Annotated in this window: 16 protein-coding genes; 4 read left to right on the forward strand and 12 right to left on the reverse strand. The window is 63.6% G+C overall.

Features of this window, described 5'->3' with window-relative positions:
* Nucleotides 1-3 precede the first annotated feature (3 nt).
* From RCH91_RS11135 to RCH91_RS11145, 3 genes are all read right to left on the reverse strand, one after another.
* Nucleotides 4-678: a response regulator transcription factor gene (locus tag RCH91_RS11135; protein ID WP_306535017.1), complete on the reverse strand. Its 675-nt coding sequence runs from the start codon at nt 676-678 to the stop codon at nt 4-6.
* Nucleotides 679-727: 49 nt separating this feature from the next.
* Nucleotides 728-1,543, reverse strand: a complete 816-nt coding sequence (locus RCH91_RS11140; RefSeq protein WP_306535018.1) for a pyruvate, water dikinase regulatory protein — start codon at nt 1,541-1,543, stop codon at nt 728-730.
* Nucleotides 1,544-1,621: 78 nt separating this feature from the next.
* Nucleotides 1,622-2,785 (reverse strand): M20 family metallopeptidase, encoded by a 1,164-nt coding sequence (locus tag RCH91_RS11145; RefSeq protein WP_306535019.1) that lies wholly within the window; start codon nt 2,783-2,785, stop codon nt 1,622-1,624.
* Nucleotides 2,786-2,928: 143 nt separating this feature from the next.
* On the opposite strand from RCH91_RS11145, the gene prmA reads away from it, so the two are divergent.
* From prmA to RCH91_RS11160, 3 genes are read left to right on the forward strand one after another with little or no spacing between them, the layout of a single operon-like run.
* A complete protein-coding gene (gene prmA / locus RCH91_RS11150; RefSeq protein WP_306535020.1) occupies nt 2,929-3,828 on the forward strand; it encodes a 50S ribosomal protein L11 methyltransferase in 900 nt (299 codons plus the stop codon).
* Nucleotides 3,795-4,610, forward strand: a complete 816-nt coding sequence (locus RCH91_RS11155) for a 16S rRNA (uracil(1498)-N(3))-methyltransferase (RefSeq protein ID WP_306535021.1) — start codon at nt 3,795-3,797, stop codon at nt 4,608-4,610. Before prmA ends, RCH91_RS11155 begins: the two co-directional genes overlap by 34 nt.
* A 41-nt stretch (nt 4,611-4,651) precedes the next feature.
* The gene (locus RCH91_RS11160) at nt 4,652-5,449 is read left to right on the forward strand and encodes a hypothetical protein (protein WP_306535022.1); all 798 of its coding nucleotides are present in this window, start codon (nt 4,652-4,654) and stop codon (nt 5,447-5,449) included.
* Between the two features lie 112 nt (nt 5,450-5,561).
* Here the strand turns inward: RCH91_RS11160 and RCH91_RS11165 are convergent, their stop codons facing one another.
* From RCH91_RS11165 to RCH91_RS11195, 7 genes are read right to left on the reverse strand one after another with little or no spacing between them, the layout of a single operon-like run.
* On the reverse strand, nt 5,562-6,710 hold the full coding sequence (locus tag RCH91_RS11165; RefSeq protein WP_306535023.1) for a ribonuclease D: 1,149 nt from the start codon (nt 6,708-6,710) through the stop codon (nt 5,562-5,564).
* A gap of 39 nt (nt 6,711-6,749) precedes the next feature.
* Complete coding sequence (gene mqnC / locus RCH91_RS11170) at nt 6,750-7,811, reverse strand: cyclic dehypoxanthinyl futalosine synthase (RefSeq protein ID WP_306535024.1); 1,062 nt, start codon at nt 7,809-7,811, stop codon at nt 6,750-6,752.
* Nucleotides 7,812-7,813: 2 nt separating this feature from the next.
* On the reverse strand, nt 7,814-8,896 hold the full coding sequence (mqnE, locus tag RCH91_RS11175) for an aminofutalosine synthase MqnE (RefSeq protein WP_306535025.1): 1,083 nt from the start codon (nt 8,894-8,896) through the stop codon (nt 7,814-7,816).
* Nucleotides 8,893-9,498 carry a flavin prenyltransferase UbiX gene (locus tag RCH91_RS11180; RefSeq protein ID WP_306535026.1) on the reverse strand — a complete coding sequence of 202 codons (606 nt, stop codon included), beginning with the start codon at nt 9,496-9,498 and terminating at the stop codon, nt 8,893-8,895. Before RCH91_RS11180 ends, mqnE begins: the two co-directional genes overlap by 4 nt.
* Nucleotides 9,495-10,391, reverse strand: a complete 897-nt coding sequence (locus RCH91_RS11185) for a 4-hydroxybenzoate octaprenyltransferase (protein ID WP_306535027.1) — start codon at nt 10,389-10,391, stop codon at nt 9,495-9,497. Before RCH91_RS11185 ends, RCH91_RS11180 begins: the two co-directional genes overlap by 4 nt.
* Nucleotides 10,381-10,911, reverse strand: coding sequence for a hypothetical protein (locus RCH91_RS11190; RefSeq protein WP_306535028.1), 531 nt, complete (start codon nt 10,909-10,911; stop codon nt 10,381-10,383). Before RCH91_RS11190 ends, RCH91_RS11185 begins: the two co-directional genes overlap by 11 nt.
* Nucleotides 10,908-12,326: a UbiD family decarboxylase gene (locus RCH91_RS11195; RefSeq protein ID WP_306535029.1), complete on the reverse strand. Its 1,419-nt coding sequence runs from the start codon at nt 12,324-12,326 to the stop codon at nt 10,908-10,910. The genes RCH91_RS11190 and RCH91_RS11195 overlap by 4 nt, the downstream gene beginning before the upstream one ends.
* 390 nt (nt 12,327-12,716) lie before the next feature.
* On the opposite strand from RCH91_RS11195, the gene RCH91_RS11200 reads away from it, so the two are divergent.
* Nucleotides 12,717-13,946 (forward strand): site-specific integrase, encoded by a 1,230-nt coding sequence (locus tag RCH91_RS11200; protein WP_306535030.1) that lies wholly within the window; start codon nt 12,717-12,719, stop codon nt 13,944-13,946.
* Between the two features lie 118 nt (nt 13,947-14,064).
* Here RCH91_RS11200 and RCH91_RS11205 read toward each other — a convergent pair whose 3' ends face one another.
* Together RCH91_RS11205 and RCH91_RS11210 are read right to left on the reverse strand one after the other, a co-directional pair.
* Entirely contained in the window at nt 14,065-15,072 is a 1,008-nt protein-coding gene (locus RCH91_RS11205) for an SEC-C metal-binding domain-containing protein (RefSeq protein ID WP_306535031.1), read from the reverse strand.
* 248 nt (nt 15,073-15,320) lie between these two features.
* A complete protein-coding gene (locus RCH91_RS11210; RefSeq protein ID WP_306535032.1) occupies nt 15,321-17,006 on the reverse strand; it encodes an ATP-binding protein in 1,686 nt (561 codons plus the stop codon).
* Between the last annotated feature and the right edge of the window lie 82 nt (nt 17,007-17,088).

A 17,088-nucleotide genomic window follows, 5' to 3' on the forward strand; every position in this document is an offset into this window, starting at 1 on the left:
GGGTCACTCCTCTTCCTTGAGGATGTAGCCCACGCCACGCACCGTGTGGATCAGCTTCTTGTCGGCCTCGCGATCGATCTTCTTCCGCAGGTAGTTGACGTACACATCGATGATGTTGGTAAAGCTGTCGAAGGTGTAGTCCCATACGTGCTCGGCGATCATGGTCCGCGTCAGGACCTGGTTCGGGTTCCGCATGAAGTATTCCAGCAGCGAGTACTCCTTGGCGGTAAGGTCAATTTCCTTGTCCTTGCGCCAGACCTTGTGGGTGACCGGATCGAGACGAAGATCGGCGAAGCGGATCTCGGCGCCCCGGTCCTGCTCGCTGCGGCGCACCAGGGCCCGCACCCGGGCCAGGAGCTCAACAAAGGCGAAGGGCTTGGTCAGGTAGTCATCGGAGCCGGAATCGAGCCCCGCCACAATGTCCTCCACCGAGTCCTTGGCGGTCAGCATGAGGACCGGCGTCGCGTTTCTCTTCTCGCGCAGCTCCCGCACCACGCTAAGGCCGTCCTTCTTGGGGAGCATCACGTCAAGGATGATCAGGTCAAACCCCTTCTCCAGGGCCATTCTGAGCCCCTCCTCGCCGTTGAAGGCGGTGTCGACCTCATACCGCTCCTCTTCGAGCCCGCGCTTGATGAAGCTCGAAACCTTCTTTTCATCCTCTACCACGAGAATTTTCATTGCATACACCTCTCTTTCTCCGTTGTCCGAAGCCTTGGGACCATGGTTTCTAGCTGCAACTGCAGAGTTTCTGTATGATTTCCGACGCTGATTCCTCCACCGACTTTTTCGTCACGTCGATAACAAGCCACTGGGGGTTGCGGCGGTAGAGCTGACGGCAGTAGTTGAGCTCTTCCTCTATCTTCTCGTAGTCGGCGTAGCTCCCCTTGGGCATCTGCCCCAGATTCTTGAGCCGCACCGAGCGGATTTCCAGGAGCCGCTGGGGGGCGATAAGGAGCCCCACGATCTTGCCCTGGTCCACCTTGAAGAGTTCGGCCGGCGGATCGATCCCCTTCACAAGGGGGACGTTCGCCACCTTGAACCCCTTGTGGGCCAGGTACATGGAGAGGGGGGTCTTGGAGGAACGGGACACCCCCACCAGGACGAAGTCGGCCTTGCTGAGCCCCCGGGGGTCCTGGCCGTCGTCGTGCTTCACCGTGAAGTCAACGGCCTCGACCCGCTTGTGGTACTCGGAGTTGATCTGGTAGAGAAGCCCTGGCTCATTCTGGGGGGGGACCCCGAAGAAGTCCGACAGCTTGAAGAGGAGTGAACTGATGAGGTCCAGGGCGTCAAGGCCGTGGGCCTCGGCCTCGTCCCGCAGCAGCTGCGCCAGCTCCGTATCCACGAGGGTATAGATAACAATCCCCGGTTCCTTGAGCACCTCCTCCAGGGCGGAGAGGATATCCTCCCGGCTCCTGATCTTGCTCATCCGGTGGATACGGGCCTCAACGTCACGGAACTGGGAAAGGGCGGCGCGAAGCACCCGCTCCACGGTTTCCCCGGTGGCGTCGGAAAAGAGGTAGATATGCCGCATTGATCCGTTCATGAACGGTCCGCCCCTCTGGTCAACTTTTTCATTAAATACTATATACCATGTATTTTCACCGTGGCAATGGCAGAATTCTCATGAGCGAAATTCCCGCCAGATTTCCTCCCGCAGCTCCGGCCGGGCCGCCAGCTCCGCTGCGGTCAGCGCCAGGGCCGTGGCACCCTCCGCCACGGCGGCCTTTCCCTTCTCGGAAACCGTGGCCCGGGCAAAGGCCTCGCTGTGGATATTGATGCCGTCGCCAATGGGGACGTGGGGATGGATGGTCGGCACGACCTGGGAGACGTTGCCGATGTCCGAAGACCCCTTGTTCCTGTCGGGCTGGTTCTCCGACTCCTGAAGCCCCAGGTACGCCAACTGGGCCGAGTAGAGGGACGAAAAGGCCCGGTTCACCTTGAGGGGGGCCAGAACCCGCGGGTCCGCCTCCACCTGGAGCCGGCAGCCGGTGGCCAGGGCGGCTCCCTCGGCACAGGCCACGACACGCCCCTTGGCCCGCTCCAGCTCCGCCAGGTCATCGGCCCGGACGTAGAAATGGGCCGCAGCCCGCTCCGGGATTATGTTGGGGGCGATCCCCCCCTCGGTGATGATCCCGTGGACCCGCACATCCTGGCGGAGCTGCTGGCGCAGGGCGCTGATCCCGTTGAAGGTCTGGATCACCCCGTCCAGGGCGTTGACCCCCTCCTCCGGATAGGCGGCGGCATGGGCAGGCTTGCCGAAGAAGGTGAAGCGGATCCGGGCGAGCCCAAGGTAGTGCTTGATCACGTACCGCCGGGACGACGGGTGCACCATCAGGGCAAATTCGACCCCGTCAAAGGCGCCGTGGCCGATCATCTCCACCTTCCCGATCCCCATCTCCTCGGCCGGGGTGCCGAGAACGACGATGCGGGCCGCGCCCGGCGGGAGAATGTGCCGCAGGGCCGTGGCGGCGCCCATTGCCGCGGCGGCAATCACGTTGTGGCCGCAGGCATGGCCCATGACCGGGAGGGCATCCATCTCGGCCATGAGGGCGATGACCGGCCCACCCTCCCCCGTCTCGGCCCGAAAAGCCGTGGAAAGACCGGCAACGCCCCGCTCCACCCGAAATCCCTCCCGTTCCAGGAAATCGGCCAGGAGGGCCGAGCTCCGCACCTCGTTCAGGCCCGTTTCGGGATTGCGGTACAGCTCTTCGGCAATGGCGACGAAGTGCTTCTTCCGCCCTTCAACAAAGGCCACGATTTCCTGCTTTGTCTGCTCCAGATCCATCACAGCCACCCCGAGGTGATTTTAATGAGATTTGAACCCAGGCCAATTTATTTGTCAAGGTTTTTATTGTCAGAGCCCTTTAGTTTTGCTACGTTAGCCCTCCTTGCCTGCATGGATAACGTACGTAACCCTGAGGAGCACCCATGGAAAAAACCTGGTCCGAAGTCGCCTGCGAGGTCCCCGCGGCGATGGTCGACCTTCTGGCCGACTTTCTTGTGGAACTCTCCGGCAACGGAGTGAGTATCGACAACCTGGAGCTGGACACCTTCTCCCTCGACGACATGGACGAGGCGCCGGTCAAGACCGTGCGAGCCTATTTCACCCCCGACGCCGACCTGGAGGCGAAACTCGCCGCCCTCAACCAGTTCATCCGGGAAAACGCCCCCGCCTACGGCGATGCCTCCCCCCTCCCCCCCACCGTCACCACTATCCGGGAGGAGGACTGGGCCACGGGGTGGCGCCAGCACTTCTCGCCGACCCGCATCGGCCGCCGACTCGTCATCAAGCCCACCTGGGAGCCGTTTACTCCAGGGCCGGACGATCTTGTCATCGAACTGGACCCGGGGATGGCCTTCGGCACCGGCACCCACCCCACCACCCGCCTCTGCCTGGAGGCCCTGGAAAAGCTCGGCCAACCCGGCGACGTCCTCGACGTGGGAACCGGCTCGGGTATTCTGGCCATTGCGGCCGCCAAGCTGGGGGCCAGCCGCGTGGTGGGGACCGACATCGACACCGACGCCGTGGAAGTGGCCCGGGAGAACTGTGAAATGAACGGGGTCAGCGCCGAACTGGTCACCACCCCTCTGGAGGAGATCCCGGAGCGCTTCGGGGTGGTCCTGGCCAACATCCTCGCCGAGGATCTGGTCAGGATGGCCCGGGACCTGACGGCAAAGGTCGCCCCCGGCGGCTTCCTGATCCTGTCGGGGATACTCGTGGAGCGTGAGCCCTTTGTCATCGACGGGTTCGCCACCACCGGCCTGACCCTTGCCGAAACCACCCGCGAGGGGGAGTGGAGCTGCCTCCTCTACCGGGCCGGGAGATGAGCGCGCGCCGCTTCATGGCCCCCGGCGCCGACCTCTCGGTCGAGACCGTTCGGATTGAAGGGGACCTTTTCCGTCACATGGCAAAGGTCCTGCGCCTGAAAATTGACACCCGCGTTAGGCTGGCGGACGGACGGGGCGTCGAGTGTACGGGAATCATCCGGGAAATGGGGCGCGACCACCTCACCGTGGCCATCGAGGAGCGCCACGCCACGGCCTCCCCGGGGGGAACCCCGCGGATCACCCTCTTCCAGGGGCTTCCGAAGGGAGAGAAGATGGAACTCATCTTGCAGAAAGGGACTGAGTTGGGGGTGAGCGAGGTGATCCCCTTCCAGGCGGACCGTTCGGTCTCCCGCATCCCGGCCGACCGGGAAGAGGAGCGGCTGCGGCGCTGGCAGCGAATCGTCGGGGAAGCGGCTCGGCAGGCGGGACGTCCCGACATCCCCACGGTGCGGCTGGCCCGGGAAATGGACGAGGCAGTCCGGGATGCGGACCACGACCTGAAGCTCCTCCTCTGGGAGGCGGAGCGGGCCACGACCCTGAAGGAAACCCTCGCGGCCCAACTTCGGCCGGCAAGCATCGCCGTCATCGTCGGCCCCGAAGGGGGGCTTACGGCGACGGAAGCGGAAACGGCGCGGGAGTCCGGCTTCATACCCGTGACCCTCGGCAGGCGCATCCTCCGGACCGAGACGGCGGGGATAGCCCTTCTGGCCATTCTCCAGTACCTCTTCGGCGATCTGGGGGAGGGAGCCCACCCCGAAAACGGGTCGCCACCTACACCATAGCGGTCAGCCGACAGCGTTGTGCCGCGCAAGGAGCAGCAACCATGAAGTGTCCCAAGTGCGGTTATAACAGCTTCGAGTTTCTCGACACCTGCAAGAAGTGCAAGATCGACCTGAGCGCCTTCAAAGAGGCCCACGGCATCCGCTCCATCGTGGCACCTCTCGCCGCGGCCGGAGCCATCACGGCCGTTGCCACGGCAGTCCCGGCGATCACCACAGCAGCGGCCGCCCCCGAGGAGACCTTCACCTGGGAGGCGTCCGCCCCGGCCGCAGCTCCCGCGCAGCCCCAGATCAAGCCGGGAGACGACATCTTCCCCACCATGGACCTTGGTTTTGCGGCCCCCCCCGCCACCGGGCCGGGGCCGGGGAATGCCCCCCTCTCCTTCGACCTGGAGCCCACCATCGCGGCGGCCCCTGCCGCACCGCCAGCCCTGGGCGAGGCGGACCTGGCCGATTTTTCCTTCGACGAGTCGCCCCCTGAGACCCCGGCCGCCCCCCCGGCTCTTTTCGGATCGGCGCCGGCCGATGACGACGGATTCGCATCCCTTCTCGAAACCGGCGACAGCAGCGAGGAAACCGCTGCCGCCCCGGCTCCGGCCCCCACGCCCGAGCTGGAATCTCCCTGGGAAGCGCCCGCCAATACCTTCGGCGGCTTCGAGGAGGAGCAGAACGCGGCTCCGGCCGCCGCAGCCCGGGGGAACGACGGCTTAGACCTGGAAAGCTTCGGCTGGAATGAGGAAGAGCCGAAGGAGCCCCCCCCGGCCAAGGGTCCCCAGGTGGAACTGGAAGGATTCTCCCCCACCGAGTTCGATTCGCTCTTCGGGGAACCAGAAACGAAATAGCACCGGCGCACGGCACACACAAAAAAAAACGGCACGGAGGAGCGGATGATTCCTGCTCCACCGTGCCGTTTTCAGTTGTGCGGCAGGCATGCCGAAATGAGGCAAATACCTCCTAGCGGCGGGACTGGAGGGCCGCCACCATCTCAGCGCCAAACTCGCGCTTCTGCCACGGGCGAAGCCCTGCCACGGAGTCCAGATCCTCCACCGAATGGGGGAGCCCCAGGGCAACCTGCTCCAGGAGGGCGTTGTTGGCCAGGAACCCGGGCTCCACGGCAAGCCGCCGCGCCCGCTCCTCCCGCCACCCCTTGAGGGCCTTGACGCGCCTCTCCTCGTCTCCCCCCAGCTTCCGCCGCTCTTCCCGGGGGAACGTGGGCAGATCCCGCTCCTGCACCGCCAGACCCCTCTCCACGGCCCGCAGGATCTCCTCGCCGCAGCGCTCGATGACCCGCTCCGTGAAGCCGGTGATGCCGGCAAACTCGGCGGCCGACCGGGGCCGCTTCTCGGCCAGTTCCCGCACCGTTTCGGTGCCGAGCACCTTGAACGGCGGCACGTCCATCTGCCGCGCCCGCCGGTCCCGGAAGCGGAGGATCTCCTCCAGCACCGCCAGGGACCGGGGCGACATCCGCAACGCCCCCTTGAAACGGAGAAACAGGGGCACATCGTCGGGGCGCTGGGCCACCCGCACCCGCGCAAGAAGCGCGCACTCCTCCGACACCCACCCGAGGCGCCCCTTCGCCCGGAGTTCTCCCTCCAGCTGGCCGGCCAGCTCGATGAGGAGCGTCGTGTCCTTCACCGCGTACTCGATCATCCCTGCCGTCAGGGGGCGCCTGCTCCAGTCGGCCCGCTGGTACTGCTTGTCGAGCTCCACACCGAAGCGCTTCTTGAGGACCGCAGCCAGGCCGAACTCCCGCTCCCCCAGGAACTGGCACGCGATCATGGTATCGAAGAGGTTGTTCACCTCGATGCCGAAGTCCCGGTGCAGGGACCGGATGTCGTAGTCGGCCCCGTGGAAGACCTTGCGGATGGCGGGATCGGCAAAGAGCGGCGCCAGGGGCGCCAGGTCGGCAACGGCCAAGGGGTCGACGATGGCGGCAAGCCCCGGCACCGCGAACTGGATCAGGCAGACCTTCTCCTGATAGTGGTGCATGGAGTCGGCCTCCAGGTCACAGGCAAGGCGGGGCTCCCGGGAGAGGCGGTCCGCAAGGCGGCGGACCCCCTCGGGGGTAGTGATGATCTCGGGTGAAACAGGTTGCAAGGACAAGGAAATCTCCAATCGTGAAAGGTTAACAGACGCGATCCGCTAGAATTCGCGGATTATCTCGTAAAGAGTGGTCCGTTGGGCAGGGCGGAACCCCGTCTCCTGGACAAGCTCCACCATCTCCTCAAGGCTCATGCGGAAGGTGCAGCCGGCGGCGGCCACCACGTTCTCCTCCAGCATGGTACCACCCAGGTCGTTGGCGCCGAAGAAGAGGGCCACCTGGGCCATCTGGGCCCCCTGGGTCACCCAACTGGCCTGGATGTTCGGCACGTTGCCGAGGACGATCCGGGAAAGGGCCAGGACCTTCAGGTATTCGACGCCGGTGGCGCTCCCCCCCCCCAGCTCGGTATTCCCCGGCTGGTAGGTCCAGGGGATGAAGGCGGTGAAGGAGCCCCCGGCGGCCTGAAGCTCCCGGACCCGGAAGAGGTGCTCCACGATGTCCTCGGGCTTCTCCGTGCTGCCGAACATCATGGTGGCGGTGGTGGGCATCCCCTGCCGGGCCGCCTCTCCCATCACCGCGGCCCACCCTTCCCAGCCGATCTTTTTGGGTGAGATCTCCTGCCGGACCCGGTCCACGAGGATCTCGGCCCCGCCGCCGGGGATGGAGTCGAGCCCCGCCTCCCGCAGGCGCCGGATCGTCTCCGGGATGGCGAGTTTCGAGACCGCGGCGATCTGGGTGATCTCCGCCGGCGAGAGGGAGTGGTTCTGGACCTGGGGAAACCGCGTCTTGATCCCCCGGAAGAGCTCCTCGAACCACTCGACCCCCAGCTGGGGGTGGAGCCCCCCCTGCATGAGGAGCTGGGTCCCGCCGTGCTCCACCAGCTCGGCAATCTTGGCGTAGATGGCCTCCTCGGCCAGGAGGTAGGCGTCGGCAGCCCCCTCGTCCCGGTAGAAGGCGCAGAATTTACACTTGGACTCGCAGACGTTGGTGTAGTTGACGTTGCGGTCCACCACGAAGGTGACGACCTCCTCGGGGTGGAGCCGCCGGCGGATGCCGTCGGCCAGGCGCCCCAGGGTCAAGAGGTCGGCCTCCAGAAGGAGCCGGAGGGCCTCGGCGCGGTCGATGGTCTCGCCCCGTTCGATTTTCCCCATAACGGTATCCATGGTCAGTACACCCTCAGCTCGTTGTAGAGCGTATCCCGCTCCACCGGCACCCGCCCCGCCTTCCGGATCAGGGCCACGATGTCGTCGCGCCCCATGGTCTGGGGGGTGGCGGCGCCGGCGTCGTGGCCGATCTTCTCCTCCACCACGGTGCCGTCCAGGTCGTTCACCCCGAAGGAGAGGGCCACCTGGGCGGTCTTCAGCCCCAGCATCACCCAGTAGGCCTTGATGTTGGCGAAGTTGTCGAGATATATCCGAGCCACGGCCAGGGTCTTCAGGGCGTCGACCCCGCCGGGGCCGGGGCGCTTCAGGTGCCCCAGGGGGTTGTTCTCCTTCTGGAAGGCCAGGGGGATGAAGACCTGGAACCCGCCGGTCCGGTCCTGGAGCTCCCGCAGGCGGCCCATGTGGTCGACCCGGTCGGCATGGCTCTCGATGTGGCCAAAGAGCATGGTGGCGTTGGATTTGAGCCCGGCCCGATGGACCTCCTCCATGACGGCGAGCCACCGCTCGCCGCTGATCTTTTCGGGGCAGAGCCGGTTGCGGACCGCCGGGGCGAAGATCTCGGCGCCGCCGCCGGGAAGGGACCCGAGCCCCGCCTCCTGCAGCGCCGCCAGGGTCCCGGCCACGGAGAGACCGGCCAGCTTTGAGAGGTACTCGATCTCCACGGCGGTGAAGGCCTTCACGTGGAGGTCGGGGGAGACCTCCTTCACGGTCCGGAGCATCTCCAGGTAGAAATCGAAGGGGAGGTCCGGGTGAAGACCGCCGACGATATGGATCTCCGTGGCCCCCTGGGCATGGGCCTCCGTGGCGCGGTTGCGGATCTCCTCCAGGTCGTAGAGGTAGGCGCCGGGCTGGTCGGCGGTGCGGTAGAAGGCGCAGAAGGAGCAGCGGTTCACGCAGATGTTGGTGTGGTTGATATGGCGGTTCACGTTGAAGAAGACCCGGTCGCCGTTTCGGCGCCGGTTCACGGCCGCGGCCAGTTCCCCCACGGCGATGAGGTCCCGGGACTCGAAGAGGAACAGGGCCTCTTCGTCGGTGATCCGCTCTCCGGCATGAACTTTTTCTGAAATGGAAGCAAGTGTGATCATGGGGTCCCCCAACGGGTGAAGAGTTCATGGGGAACGCCGAGGGTGTCGAGCACCTTGCCCACCACGAAGTCCACCAGGTCGTCCAGGGTCCGGGGCCGGTGGTAGAAGGCGGGCATGGCCGGCACGACCCGCACCCCGAGCCGGGCAAGCTTCAGCATGTTCTCCAGATGGATGGCGGAAAGGGGGGTCTCCCGGGGGACGATGACCAGGGGGCGCCCCTCCTTGAGCATCACGTCGGCGCACCGCTCCAGGAGCGTTCCCGAGAGCCCCGCCGCAACCCGGGCCAGGGTCCCCATGCTGCACGGAGCCACGACCATGGCGTCGGGGGCCGCCGAGCCGCTGGCCGGCGGGGCAAAGAGGTTGTCGGAGCCATGGTAGGCCAGCTGCTCCGGCGAAGCCCCGAAGAGCTCCCGCAGCCGGGCAGCCGCTTCTTCCTCGCCGCCGGAAAGGTCGAGATTGGTCTCCTCCCGCACCACGCCGATGCCGGCGCTGCTGACGGTGACCACCACCCGCTTCCCCGCCTTGAGGAGCTCTTCGCAGAGCCTCAGCCCGTAGACCGAGCCGGAAGCGCCGGTTATCCCCACGAGAATCGTGCCGCTCATGCCCCCCCCTTCCGCGCCAGCACATCGACCAGCGTGGCCACGAAGAGCGTGACGCTGATGTAGCCGTTCATGGCGAAAAAGGCGGCGTCCAGCCGGGAGAGGTCACCCCCCCGCAGGAGCCAGTGCTCGTAGAGGAGCATGGCGACACAGAGCCCGAACCCCGCCAGGTACCAGACGCCGAGGCCGGCGACGACAAAAAGCCCCGCCAGGAGCGCCACCATCGCCAGATGGAAGAGGCGGGCGGTCCAGAGTGATCCGCTCACCCCGAGCCGCGACGGAATCGAGTGGAGCCCGGCGCCCCGGTCGAACTCCAGGTCCTGGAGGGCGTAGAGGATGTCGAAGCCGGCCACCCAGAAGAGGACCGCAAGGGCCAGGAGCACCGCGGGAAGCTCCACCGTCCCCCTGATGGCGATCCACGCCCCCAGGGGGGCCGCAGCCAGGCAGATGCCGAGGACCACGTGGGCCAGGGCCGTAAACCGCTTGCAGTAGGAATAGAGGACCAGGAAGAAGAGCGCCACCGGCGAGAGATAGAGGCAGAGGGGGTTCAACCGGTGGGCCGCGTAGAACATGAGGAGCGTGGAGAGGACGATGAAGGCGATCGCAGTCCCCCGGCCGATGAGCCCCGCCGGGATGGCGCGGCCGGCGGTGCGGGGGTTGCGGGCGTCGATCTCCGCATCGATCACGCGGTTCATCCCCATGGCCGCGGTTCGGGCCCCCACCATCGCCATCAGGATCCAGAACGCCTGGTACGCCGTGGGAAGCCCCCCGGCCGCCAGCACCGCCCCCGTGAAGGCGAAGGGGAGGGCAAAGACCGTATGGGCGAACTTGATCATCTCCAGAAACACCTTGAGCTTCCCGAACAGTCCCATCGTCACCCTTTCCTCACTTACCATGCTTTCTCCCTCCCGCGAGGGTCCCTTCCAGGTACCCCCTCATCCGGCCAAGCTCCCAGTTCACCGAAGAGAGGTCGAACATGCTGGGATACTGCTCATAGGGGTAGCGCTTCTTGAAGGAGAGGACCTTCCCCCCCTCGTCATAGACGTAGCTGGAGCGGATCTCAAGGTCAACCGATTCCAGCTCCACCGCGGCACCCTCTTCACCCCCCCCTACCGTCACCCGGAGCTTGTGGTAGTAGAGGCGCCCCCCCTCCGGCTGGGTCACCCCGCCGGCCCGGGTCGAGAAGTGGCGGAATTCCGTCAGAAGAGTCCGTTCCTTCGGGTCCTCCTGTTCAATCACGTAGCCGTCCTTCAGAAGCAGGCTCCTCACCGTGGCATAGACATCGTCCGCCGGCTTCACCGTCACGAACCGCGGCTTCTGCAGGGGCTCGGCCGCCAGTCGGAAGTAGTAGCACCCCGGCGTCACCAGAAAGCAGAGCAGCAGAGCCCATCCCCACACCCAACGTCTCGCCGTCAAAATCCGTACTCCCTCCACCGTTCTTCGATCTGACGTTTCGTGGCGTCGTCCATCCCGAACTCCGGGGCGACGGAACGGAACCGTTCCTTGCGGGTGGCGTCTATCCCAAGCCGCGCCCCGAGCCACGGCAAGGGAGGCGTCCCCCCTCCCTCCTCCACGAAGAGATCATTCCGCCAGTCGGCCATGTTCATGACCCGCCACGCCACCCGGGAGAGGTCGCGGACATCGGTGTCGTCGTCCACCACCACCAGGAGCCGGGCCGCTCCCAGCATCCCCGACGCCCACACCTCCTCCACGAGCCGCCGGACGCCCCCCACCCCCGCGTCACGCACCGAAACGATGGCACCGCCGTGGAAGATCCACTCCAGGGGGAGGTTGATGTCGACGATGGCGGGCCACCGGCGTCGCAACAGAGGGAAAAAGAGCCGCTCCGCCGCCTTGGCCATGAAGCAGTCCTCCGCGGGGGGGGGGCCCACCACCGTGGCGGGATAGATGCAATCCCTTCGCCGGGTGATACACGTGACACCCATGACCGGCACCTCTGCCGGCGGCATGGAGAAACCGGTATGGTTGCCGAAGGGTCCGTCCAGGGCCGTCTCCCCCGGTTCCATGTACCCCTCGATGACCATCTCCGCACCGGCGGGGACAAAAAGTTCGTTCGTCCGACAGCGGGTCAGCTCCAGAGGCGCACCCCGCAGCCAGCCGGCGAACTGCATCTCGTCCACATTCTCGGGGAGCGGCAGGGTTGCCGCCACCATGGCCGCCGGGTCTCCCCCCAGCGCCACCGCCACCGGCATCCGTTCACCCCGTTCCCGGTACTTCCGCCAGTGGAGCTCGCCACCCCGCCCGGCATGCCAGCGGATGCCGACACTGTTTTCGTCGAAAATCCGCACCCGGTACATGCCGCAGTTGGGAAGGCCGGTTTCCGGGTCCCGGGTGAATACCTGGGGGAGGGTTATGAAGCGCCCGCCGTCACCGGGCCAGCACTGGAGGAAGGGGTAATGGGCCAGATCGGGAGATTCATCGACGACTTCCTGGCACCCCGCCGCGCCGGCAACCACCGGGGCGAAGCGCCGGAACTCCTCCAGGAGCGGCAGCGCTGCCAGTCCCTGGGAGGCTTGGCCCGGAGGGAGCTGCGCCAGGAGCGCCTCCATCCGGGCCGCAAGATCATCGAGGGAAGCCACCCCCAGGGCCAGGGCCATCCGCCGGGGGGAACCGAAGAGGTTGGTGGCCACCGGAACCGCCGCTCCCGACACCCGCTCGAAGAGGAGCGCCGGACCGCCGCCGGTGGTCTTGCTCACCCGGTCGGTGACAGCGGCCACCTCCAGAAGCGGGTCCACCTCAACCCGCACCCGGTGCAGCTCGCCGAGCCGCTCCAGCTCGGACAGAAAGTCGTGTAGCGTGTCGAACTTCATCTGGCTGACCGCCTACCCCGTAACGTTGGTGCCCCTTCGGCAAAACCTATATTTTGTAGCATTTTCAACCGGATGGTGACAATCATTTTCTCCGGGGCGCCCACAGGGAAAACCGAGGCTGAAGCGGAAAAACAAAGGGGAGGTTCACCGGAATGGTGACCTCCCCCTATTGTTCGGAAAAAAATGGTCGGGGCGAGAAGATTCGAACTTCCGACCCCCTGCTCCCGAAGCATGTACCAACCCGTTAAACGGAGTTATCGACCATTAAATTTGGCCAGCCACCCAACACTAATTATTTGACTTAACAGCGATTTTATATTTAATTATGTTTTCCTGTATTTAACTTGTTTAGCCCTATTTCGGAGACACTGAAGGTTCCACAGAGGTTCCATGAAATTCACCGACCGCTTTCTCCAATCAATCAAGCCACCTGAAAAAGAATACTGCATCCGCGAAGGACACGGGTTTACTCTAAGGGTCCTGCCTTCCGGCGTCAAGACGTTTCAATACATCTACACCCTGAACGGCAAGCGCCACCGGTTGAATCTCGGACAGTACCCGAAGGTTTCACTTGCCGAGGCACGGGAGAAATTTCGGGAAGCGGCATTGCTGGTCGGCAAGGGAGTAAATCCTCAGGATGAGCCCGTTGTCGTCAAAGAGGAAGCCCCTTTCACCGTGGCAGACCTTGTCGAGCAGTACAAAAAATTTACTGAACAACATCGAGCTGCCTCCACCTCACGAGAAACGGTCAGAACCCTCGACAAATACGTCCTTCCGGACTGGAGCCACCGTCGGGTCTCTGACATACGACGTCGTGACGCCATTGACCTCATTGATCCCATCGCCGCGGATACTCCCGGTCAGGCCCGCGGGGTCATGAAAATTGCCCGGGCCATGTTCAATTTCGCCTTGGAGCGTGAACTGGCCGACTTCAACCCCTTCACCCGCCTCCCGGCGGCTGTTCCCTCCATAAAGCCAGTGAGCACTTCCCGCACTTTGTCTGATGCAGAAATCAAGTTCGTCTGGAAGTTACTGCATTCCGCCAATGCTCCCGGGACACCCGAAACCCGAAGGGCGCTGCTCCTCGTCCTGGTGACGGCCCAACGCCCAGGAGAGGTCAGCGGCATGACATGGGATGAAATCGACGGCAATTGGTGGACCATACCTCCGGAACGGATCAAAACCCGAAACCACCGGCAAGAGGCACACAGGGTCTTTCTCTCTCCCTTAGCCCTTCGGTTGATTGGAGAGAATCCCAATTACAGCAACTACGTGTTTCCTGGGCCCTCTCTTGTGGCCCCCCTCCAGCGTCACGCACTCTCCCATATGGTTTGCGATGAACGGGATGGGGGACGTCCAACCGGCGACGGGAAGAAAACCGAGGAAATGAAGGAGTACTTTGGCCTCCCTCGCTGGACTCCTCATGATTTGCGCAGGACCACCGCAACGAAACTGTCGGAACTCGGCTGTCCGGACGAGATCATCGACGCAATCCTCAACCACGCCAAGCAGGGTGTGATCGGGGTCTACAATCGAAACAAGTACGATAAGGAGAAAAAGGAATGGCTCACGAAATGGGCCAGGCATTTGGAGAAACTGGTGTCGGAAAAGGTTTCCTGATATTCATTCATGCGCCGCCGGCACGCTGGTTGATGGTGTCGACGACGGCATCAAGGATCACGTGACGCAGCAGAAGTGGCCGCTCACTCTCCACTACCAGTATGACCACTTCGGCACCTCACAGATGAAACTGGACGACATGCTCCAGGAGCGGCAGCGTGCGCAGGCGGAACTCGTCGAAAAACCTTTTGTCGGGATCACGCTCGATCTCCGCCAAGCCGAGAAACCCGGCGAACCGGTCCAGGACGCGGATGACGTAGCAGCGACCGACCATATCCTCGGCGGTCTCAAAGTGGAGTGGCTGCGCCTCCCCGAGTACCGCGGGAAAGGCCCGCAGGAAGTTGTCGGCGTAGAACCCAGACGTCTGCCACTCAGCGCCAAATCGCTGCAGCAGATACAGGGAGAACAGAAAGGATTGCTGGATAATCTGGAAATCCGGATACCGGTCCTGGTATCCCCAGTTGTACTCCCGGGTAAAGGCACGGAGCAGCCGCGGGTAAATGCCGGACGGGCCCTGTTCTGCCAAAAGCTTCCGGCACTCCCTGCCGAGGATGAACCTTCCCTTGTACTTCCGGATCAGCCCGGCCAGTTCCGCAACCAGCCTTGTGACGTGAAGTTCCGGAAAGTCCGGTTCGGTATTGATGCCGCAAAATCTGGTCTTCTCCCGGTACCCTTCTTCCCCCAGAAAGGCCAGGGCCGCCTCTCGGCAGAAGTTGCGGGGGAGATTGCCGGTGGCGGTCGCCTTCAGACCTTCTTCACCAATGGCACCAACCAGCAGGTTGAAGAGGGTCATAATCGGGGCTTCCGGGGCGGTATCGAGTGAGGACGGGAAGGTGACCAGATGGGGCGTCTCGAACGGGAAGTGGAGGAACCGGTGCATCTGCTCCGATGACAGGCCGTGGAAGTCGTCCATGGGGGCCTGATTGCGCTGTTGCATATGTTTGCCTATGAAGGCGTTGGCTTCTTCCAGCGAGGAGAAGCTCTGCCCCTTGAGGAGTTCCCTCAGCTCCCCCATGGCCTCGCCCATGCCGGCAGGCTGTCCGCCGGTCTCCTGTTTGCCGGCACAGCATTTCTTGTATTTGATCCCGCTGCCACAGGGGCATGGATCATTTCTGCCGATTTTCATATCCGCTCCGGTTGGTATTGAATTACAGGGCCAATATCGGCAAGGTCATACCGAGAGTCATCGACGCTTCTTCTTAGCTGACTGAGCGCTCATAACATGTTCATAACGCGCATATAAGTGCAAGTTTCTTCAGCTCTGAGACCACAACCTTCACCCATTCCTTTGGACCTCCTGCAAGGTTCGAACAGATAATGGTTTAATAATATTGATGATTATTGAAACGAGCGCTCATTTCGCGCTCATTTCGCTCATTCCTGCAGGAAGCGGACGAGGCCGGGACCGGGAACATAATGTGCCCCCCTCCCCGTGCCTGCAGGGGTCAAGTACCTCTCATCTACCAGACGTTTCAGTTCCCTGGTCGCAACAAACCTTGTAAGGCTGAAGAGCCTGCAGAACTCGCTGTTGGTCAGACGCTGATGGCTACCGAAATACGTGATGAGCTTCGGCAGTCTGCTTTCAAGCCAGGTCCGCTGCTGCTTGAGAGCGGAGGATATCCTGTAGACCGCACCGCGGCCGGAGGACGGCGCTCCGTCTATTATGCTGAGAGTGACGAGCTCCTGGATTTCTCGGTATGCCTGGTCGCGGTCGACGCCAGTGAGCTTGCGGTAGGTCTCGTTGGAAAACCCGTCGGGATTAGCCAGGAGTACCCGTTTCTGGTTAATTGCCAGACGGTAGCGATCGACCAGCATTCCCCAGATGGGACTCTGGCCGGTGTAGATGGGCTCGTTCTTGAGGGTGAGGCAGAAGCTCGACGTTTCCATGGAGAACACAGGCTGGCCGAGGAACGATTCTTCCATCTCCTCGAAGATGCGCGGTATCCCTTCCCCTTCTTCCCGCATGATGCCGATGTCGACCAGCACCCGCACCATGAGCGGGTTCCTGCTGGCATGGACCCGCTGCCGGTTCTTCAGCTTTTCGATGGTCACCGGCGGCACCAGTTCGCCGGGGCTTTGAATCTCCATCCGGTCATCGAAGAACCAGACCTCAATCTCCCGTCCCTGCTCGTTGTAGTCGCGGTGGGCGACGGCGTTCACCAGGGCTTCCTGCCAAGCGAAGGTTGGATATTCCGGCATCTCCCGGAAGAAGAGGTTATGGAGCTTCTCCGACTTGCCGATTTGAGCGGCCAGCGCCTTGTGGGCGTCCGGTATCATCCTGGCCAGCGGAGGTGCCAGTGGGGTCTGCTGGGCAACATTGCGGCGGCTACCGTGGCGGCGGTCGGTGCCGTCGACGCGGAAGATGCGGATGCCGCTGCGGGGATGCCAGCGCACCGATGGCGCCTTGCAGAAGAGAAGCAGAGCCGCGTTGGTCACAGCATAGGTGGCCCCTTTGGGGATAATGAGGCCGTAGTTCTGCAAAATCTCCAGCACCGACCGGCCGCCATAAGGAGTCTTGCTGAGGAATTCCTCGGCCAGGGAAAGGTCAAGGTCCTCGATTGTCGCTTCCGGCCGAACCTGTTGTTCGTATCCGACCCGGCGGTACGCCTGCTTGCGCTGATTGATGACTTCCTGCGGCTCATGGATGACTTCCTTGCCGACCCGGTAGGGGAAGCCGTTGCCGTCGACCATGACGGCCTCAAGGGCTATAGGAATCTGGAGGATGATAACCTTGTTGCCGTCGAGGATGGTCTGTTGCACGTCAACGTGTACGGCAGGGCGCAATCGCCGCTCGGGTGTGGCGACGAAGTCTTTGACGGCCTCATCCGGATAGGCATGACCGGAAGGGGTCCCGTCATCGTTGACGCCGAGCAGTAGGGTCCCTCCGTCGGCATTGGCAAAGGCGGCGACATATTCGGCCACAAGGTCGCGCACTGTCCGCCGGCTGACGGCCTTCTTCTGGTCATCCTTCAGGTCCCAGAGGGATTTGAACTCGATGAACTGCCCCTCTCCCAAGGAGATGAGCCGCCTCAGTTCCGTTTCGCTAAAGAGTTCTTTCATCGCGGTGCCCCAACCAAGGCGATTTCCTCTTCCGTTAGGCCGTAGAGGGCGTAGACGAGGCGGTCTGATTTGAACTCCACGT

It is taken from the genome of Geobacter sp., from assembly GCF_030834625.1.
In the GTDB taxonomy this organism is placed as follows: Bacteria; Desulfobacterota; Desulfuromonadia; order Geobacterales; family Geobacteraceae; genus Geobacter.

What these genes read in the sequence shown, in the direction of transcription:
- RCH91_RS11135 (WP_306535017.1), bottom strand. Translation starts at nt 678, where the DNA reads ATGAAAATTCTCGTGGTAGAGGATGAAAAGAAGGTTTCGAGCTTCATC.
- RCH91_RS11140 (WP_306535018.1), bottom strand. Translation starts at nt 1,543, where the DNA reads ATGAACGGATCAATGCGGCATATCTACCTCTTTTCCGACGCCACCGGG.
- RCH91_RS11145 (WP_306535019.1), bottom strand. Translation starts at nt 2,785, where the DNA reads ATGGATCTGGAGCAGACAAAGCAGGAAATCGTGGCCTTTGTTGAAGGG.
- prmA (WP_306535020.1), top strand. Translation starts at nt 2,929, where the DNA reads ATGGAAAAAACCTGGTCCGAAGTCGCCTGCGAGGTCCCCGCGGCGATG.
- RCH91_RS11160 (WP_306535022.1), top strand. Translation starts at nt 4,652, where the DNA reads ATGAAGTGTCCCAAGTGCGGTTATAACAGCTTCGAGTTTCTCGACACC.
- mqnC (WP_306535024.1), bottom strand. Translation starts at nt 7,811, where the DNA reads ATGGATACCGTTATGGGGAAAATCGAACGGGGCGAGACCATCGACCGC.
- mqnE (WP_306535025.1), bottom strand. Translation starts at nt 8,896, where the DNA reads ATGATCACACTTGCTTCCATTTCAGAAAAAGTTCATGCCGGAGAGCGG.
- RCH91_RS11180 (WP_306535026.1), bottom strand. Translation starts at nt 9,498, where the DNA reads ATGAGCGGCACGATTCTCGTGGGGATAACCGGCGCTTCCGGCTCGGTC.
- RCH91_RS11185 (WP_306535027.1), bottom strand. Translation starts at nt 10,391, where the DNA reads ATGGTAAGTGAGGAAAGGGTGACGATGGGACTGTTCGGGAAGCTCAAG.
- RCH91_RS11195 (WP_306535029.1), bottom strand. Translation starts at nt 12,326, where the DNA reads ATGAAGTTCGACACGCTACACGACTTTCTGTCCGAGCTGGAGCGGCTC.
- RCH91_RS11200 (WP_306535030.1), top strand. Translation starts at nt 12,717, where the DNA reads ATGAAATTCACCGACCGCTTTCTCCAATCAATCAAGCCACCTGAAAAA.
- RCH91_RS11205 (WP_306535031.1), bottom strand. Translation starts at nt 15,072, where the DNA reads ATGAAAATCGGCAGAAATGATCCATGCCCCTGTGGCAGCGGGATCAAA.
- RCH91_RS11210 (WP_306535032.1), bottom strand. Translation starts at nt 17,006, where the DNA reads ATGAAAGAACTCTTTAGCGAAACGGAACTGAGGCGGCTCATCTCCTTG.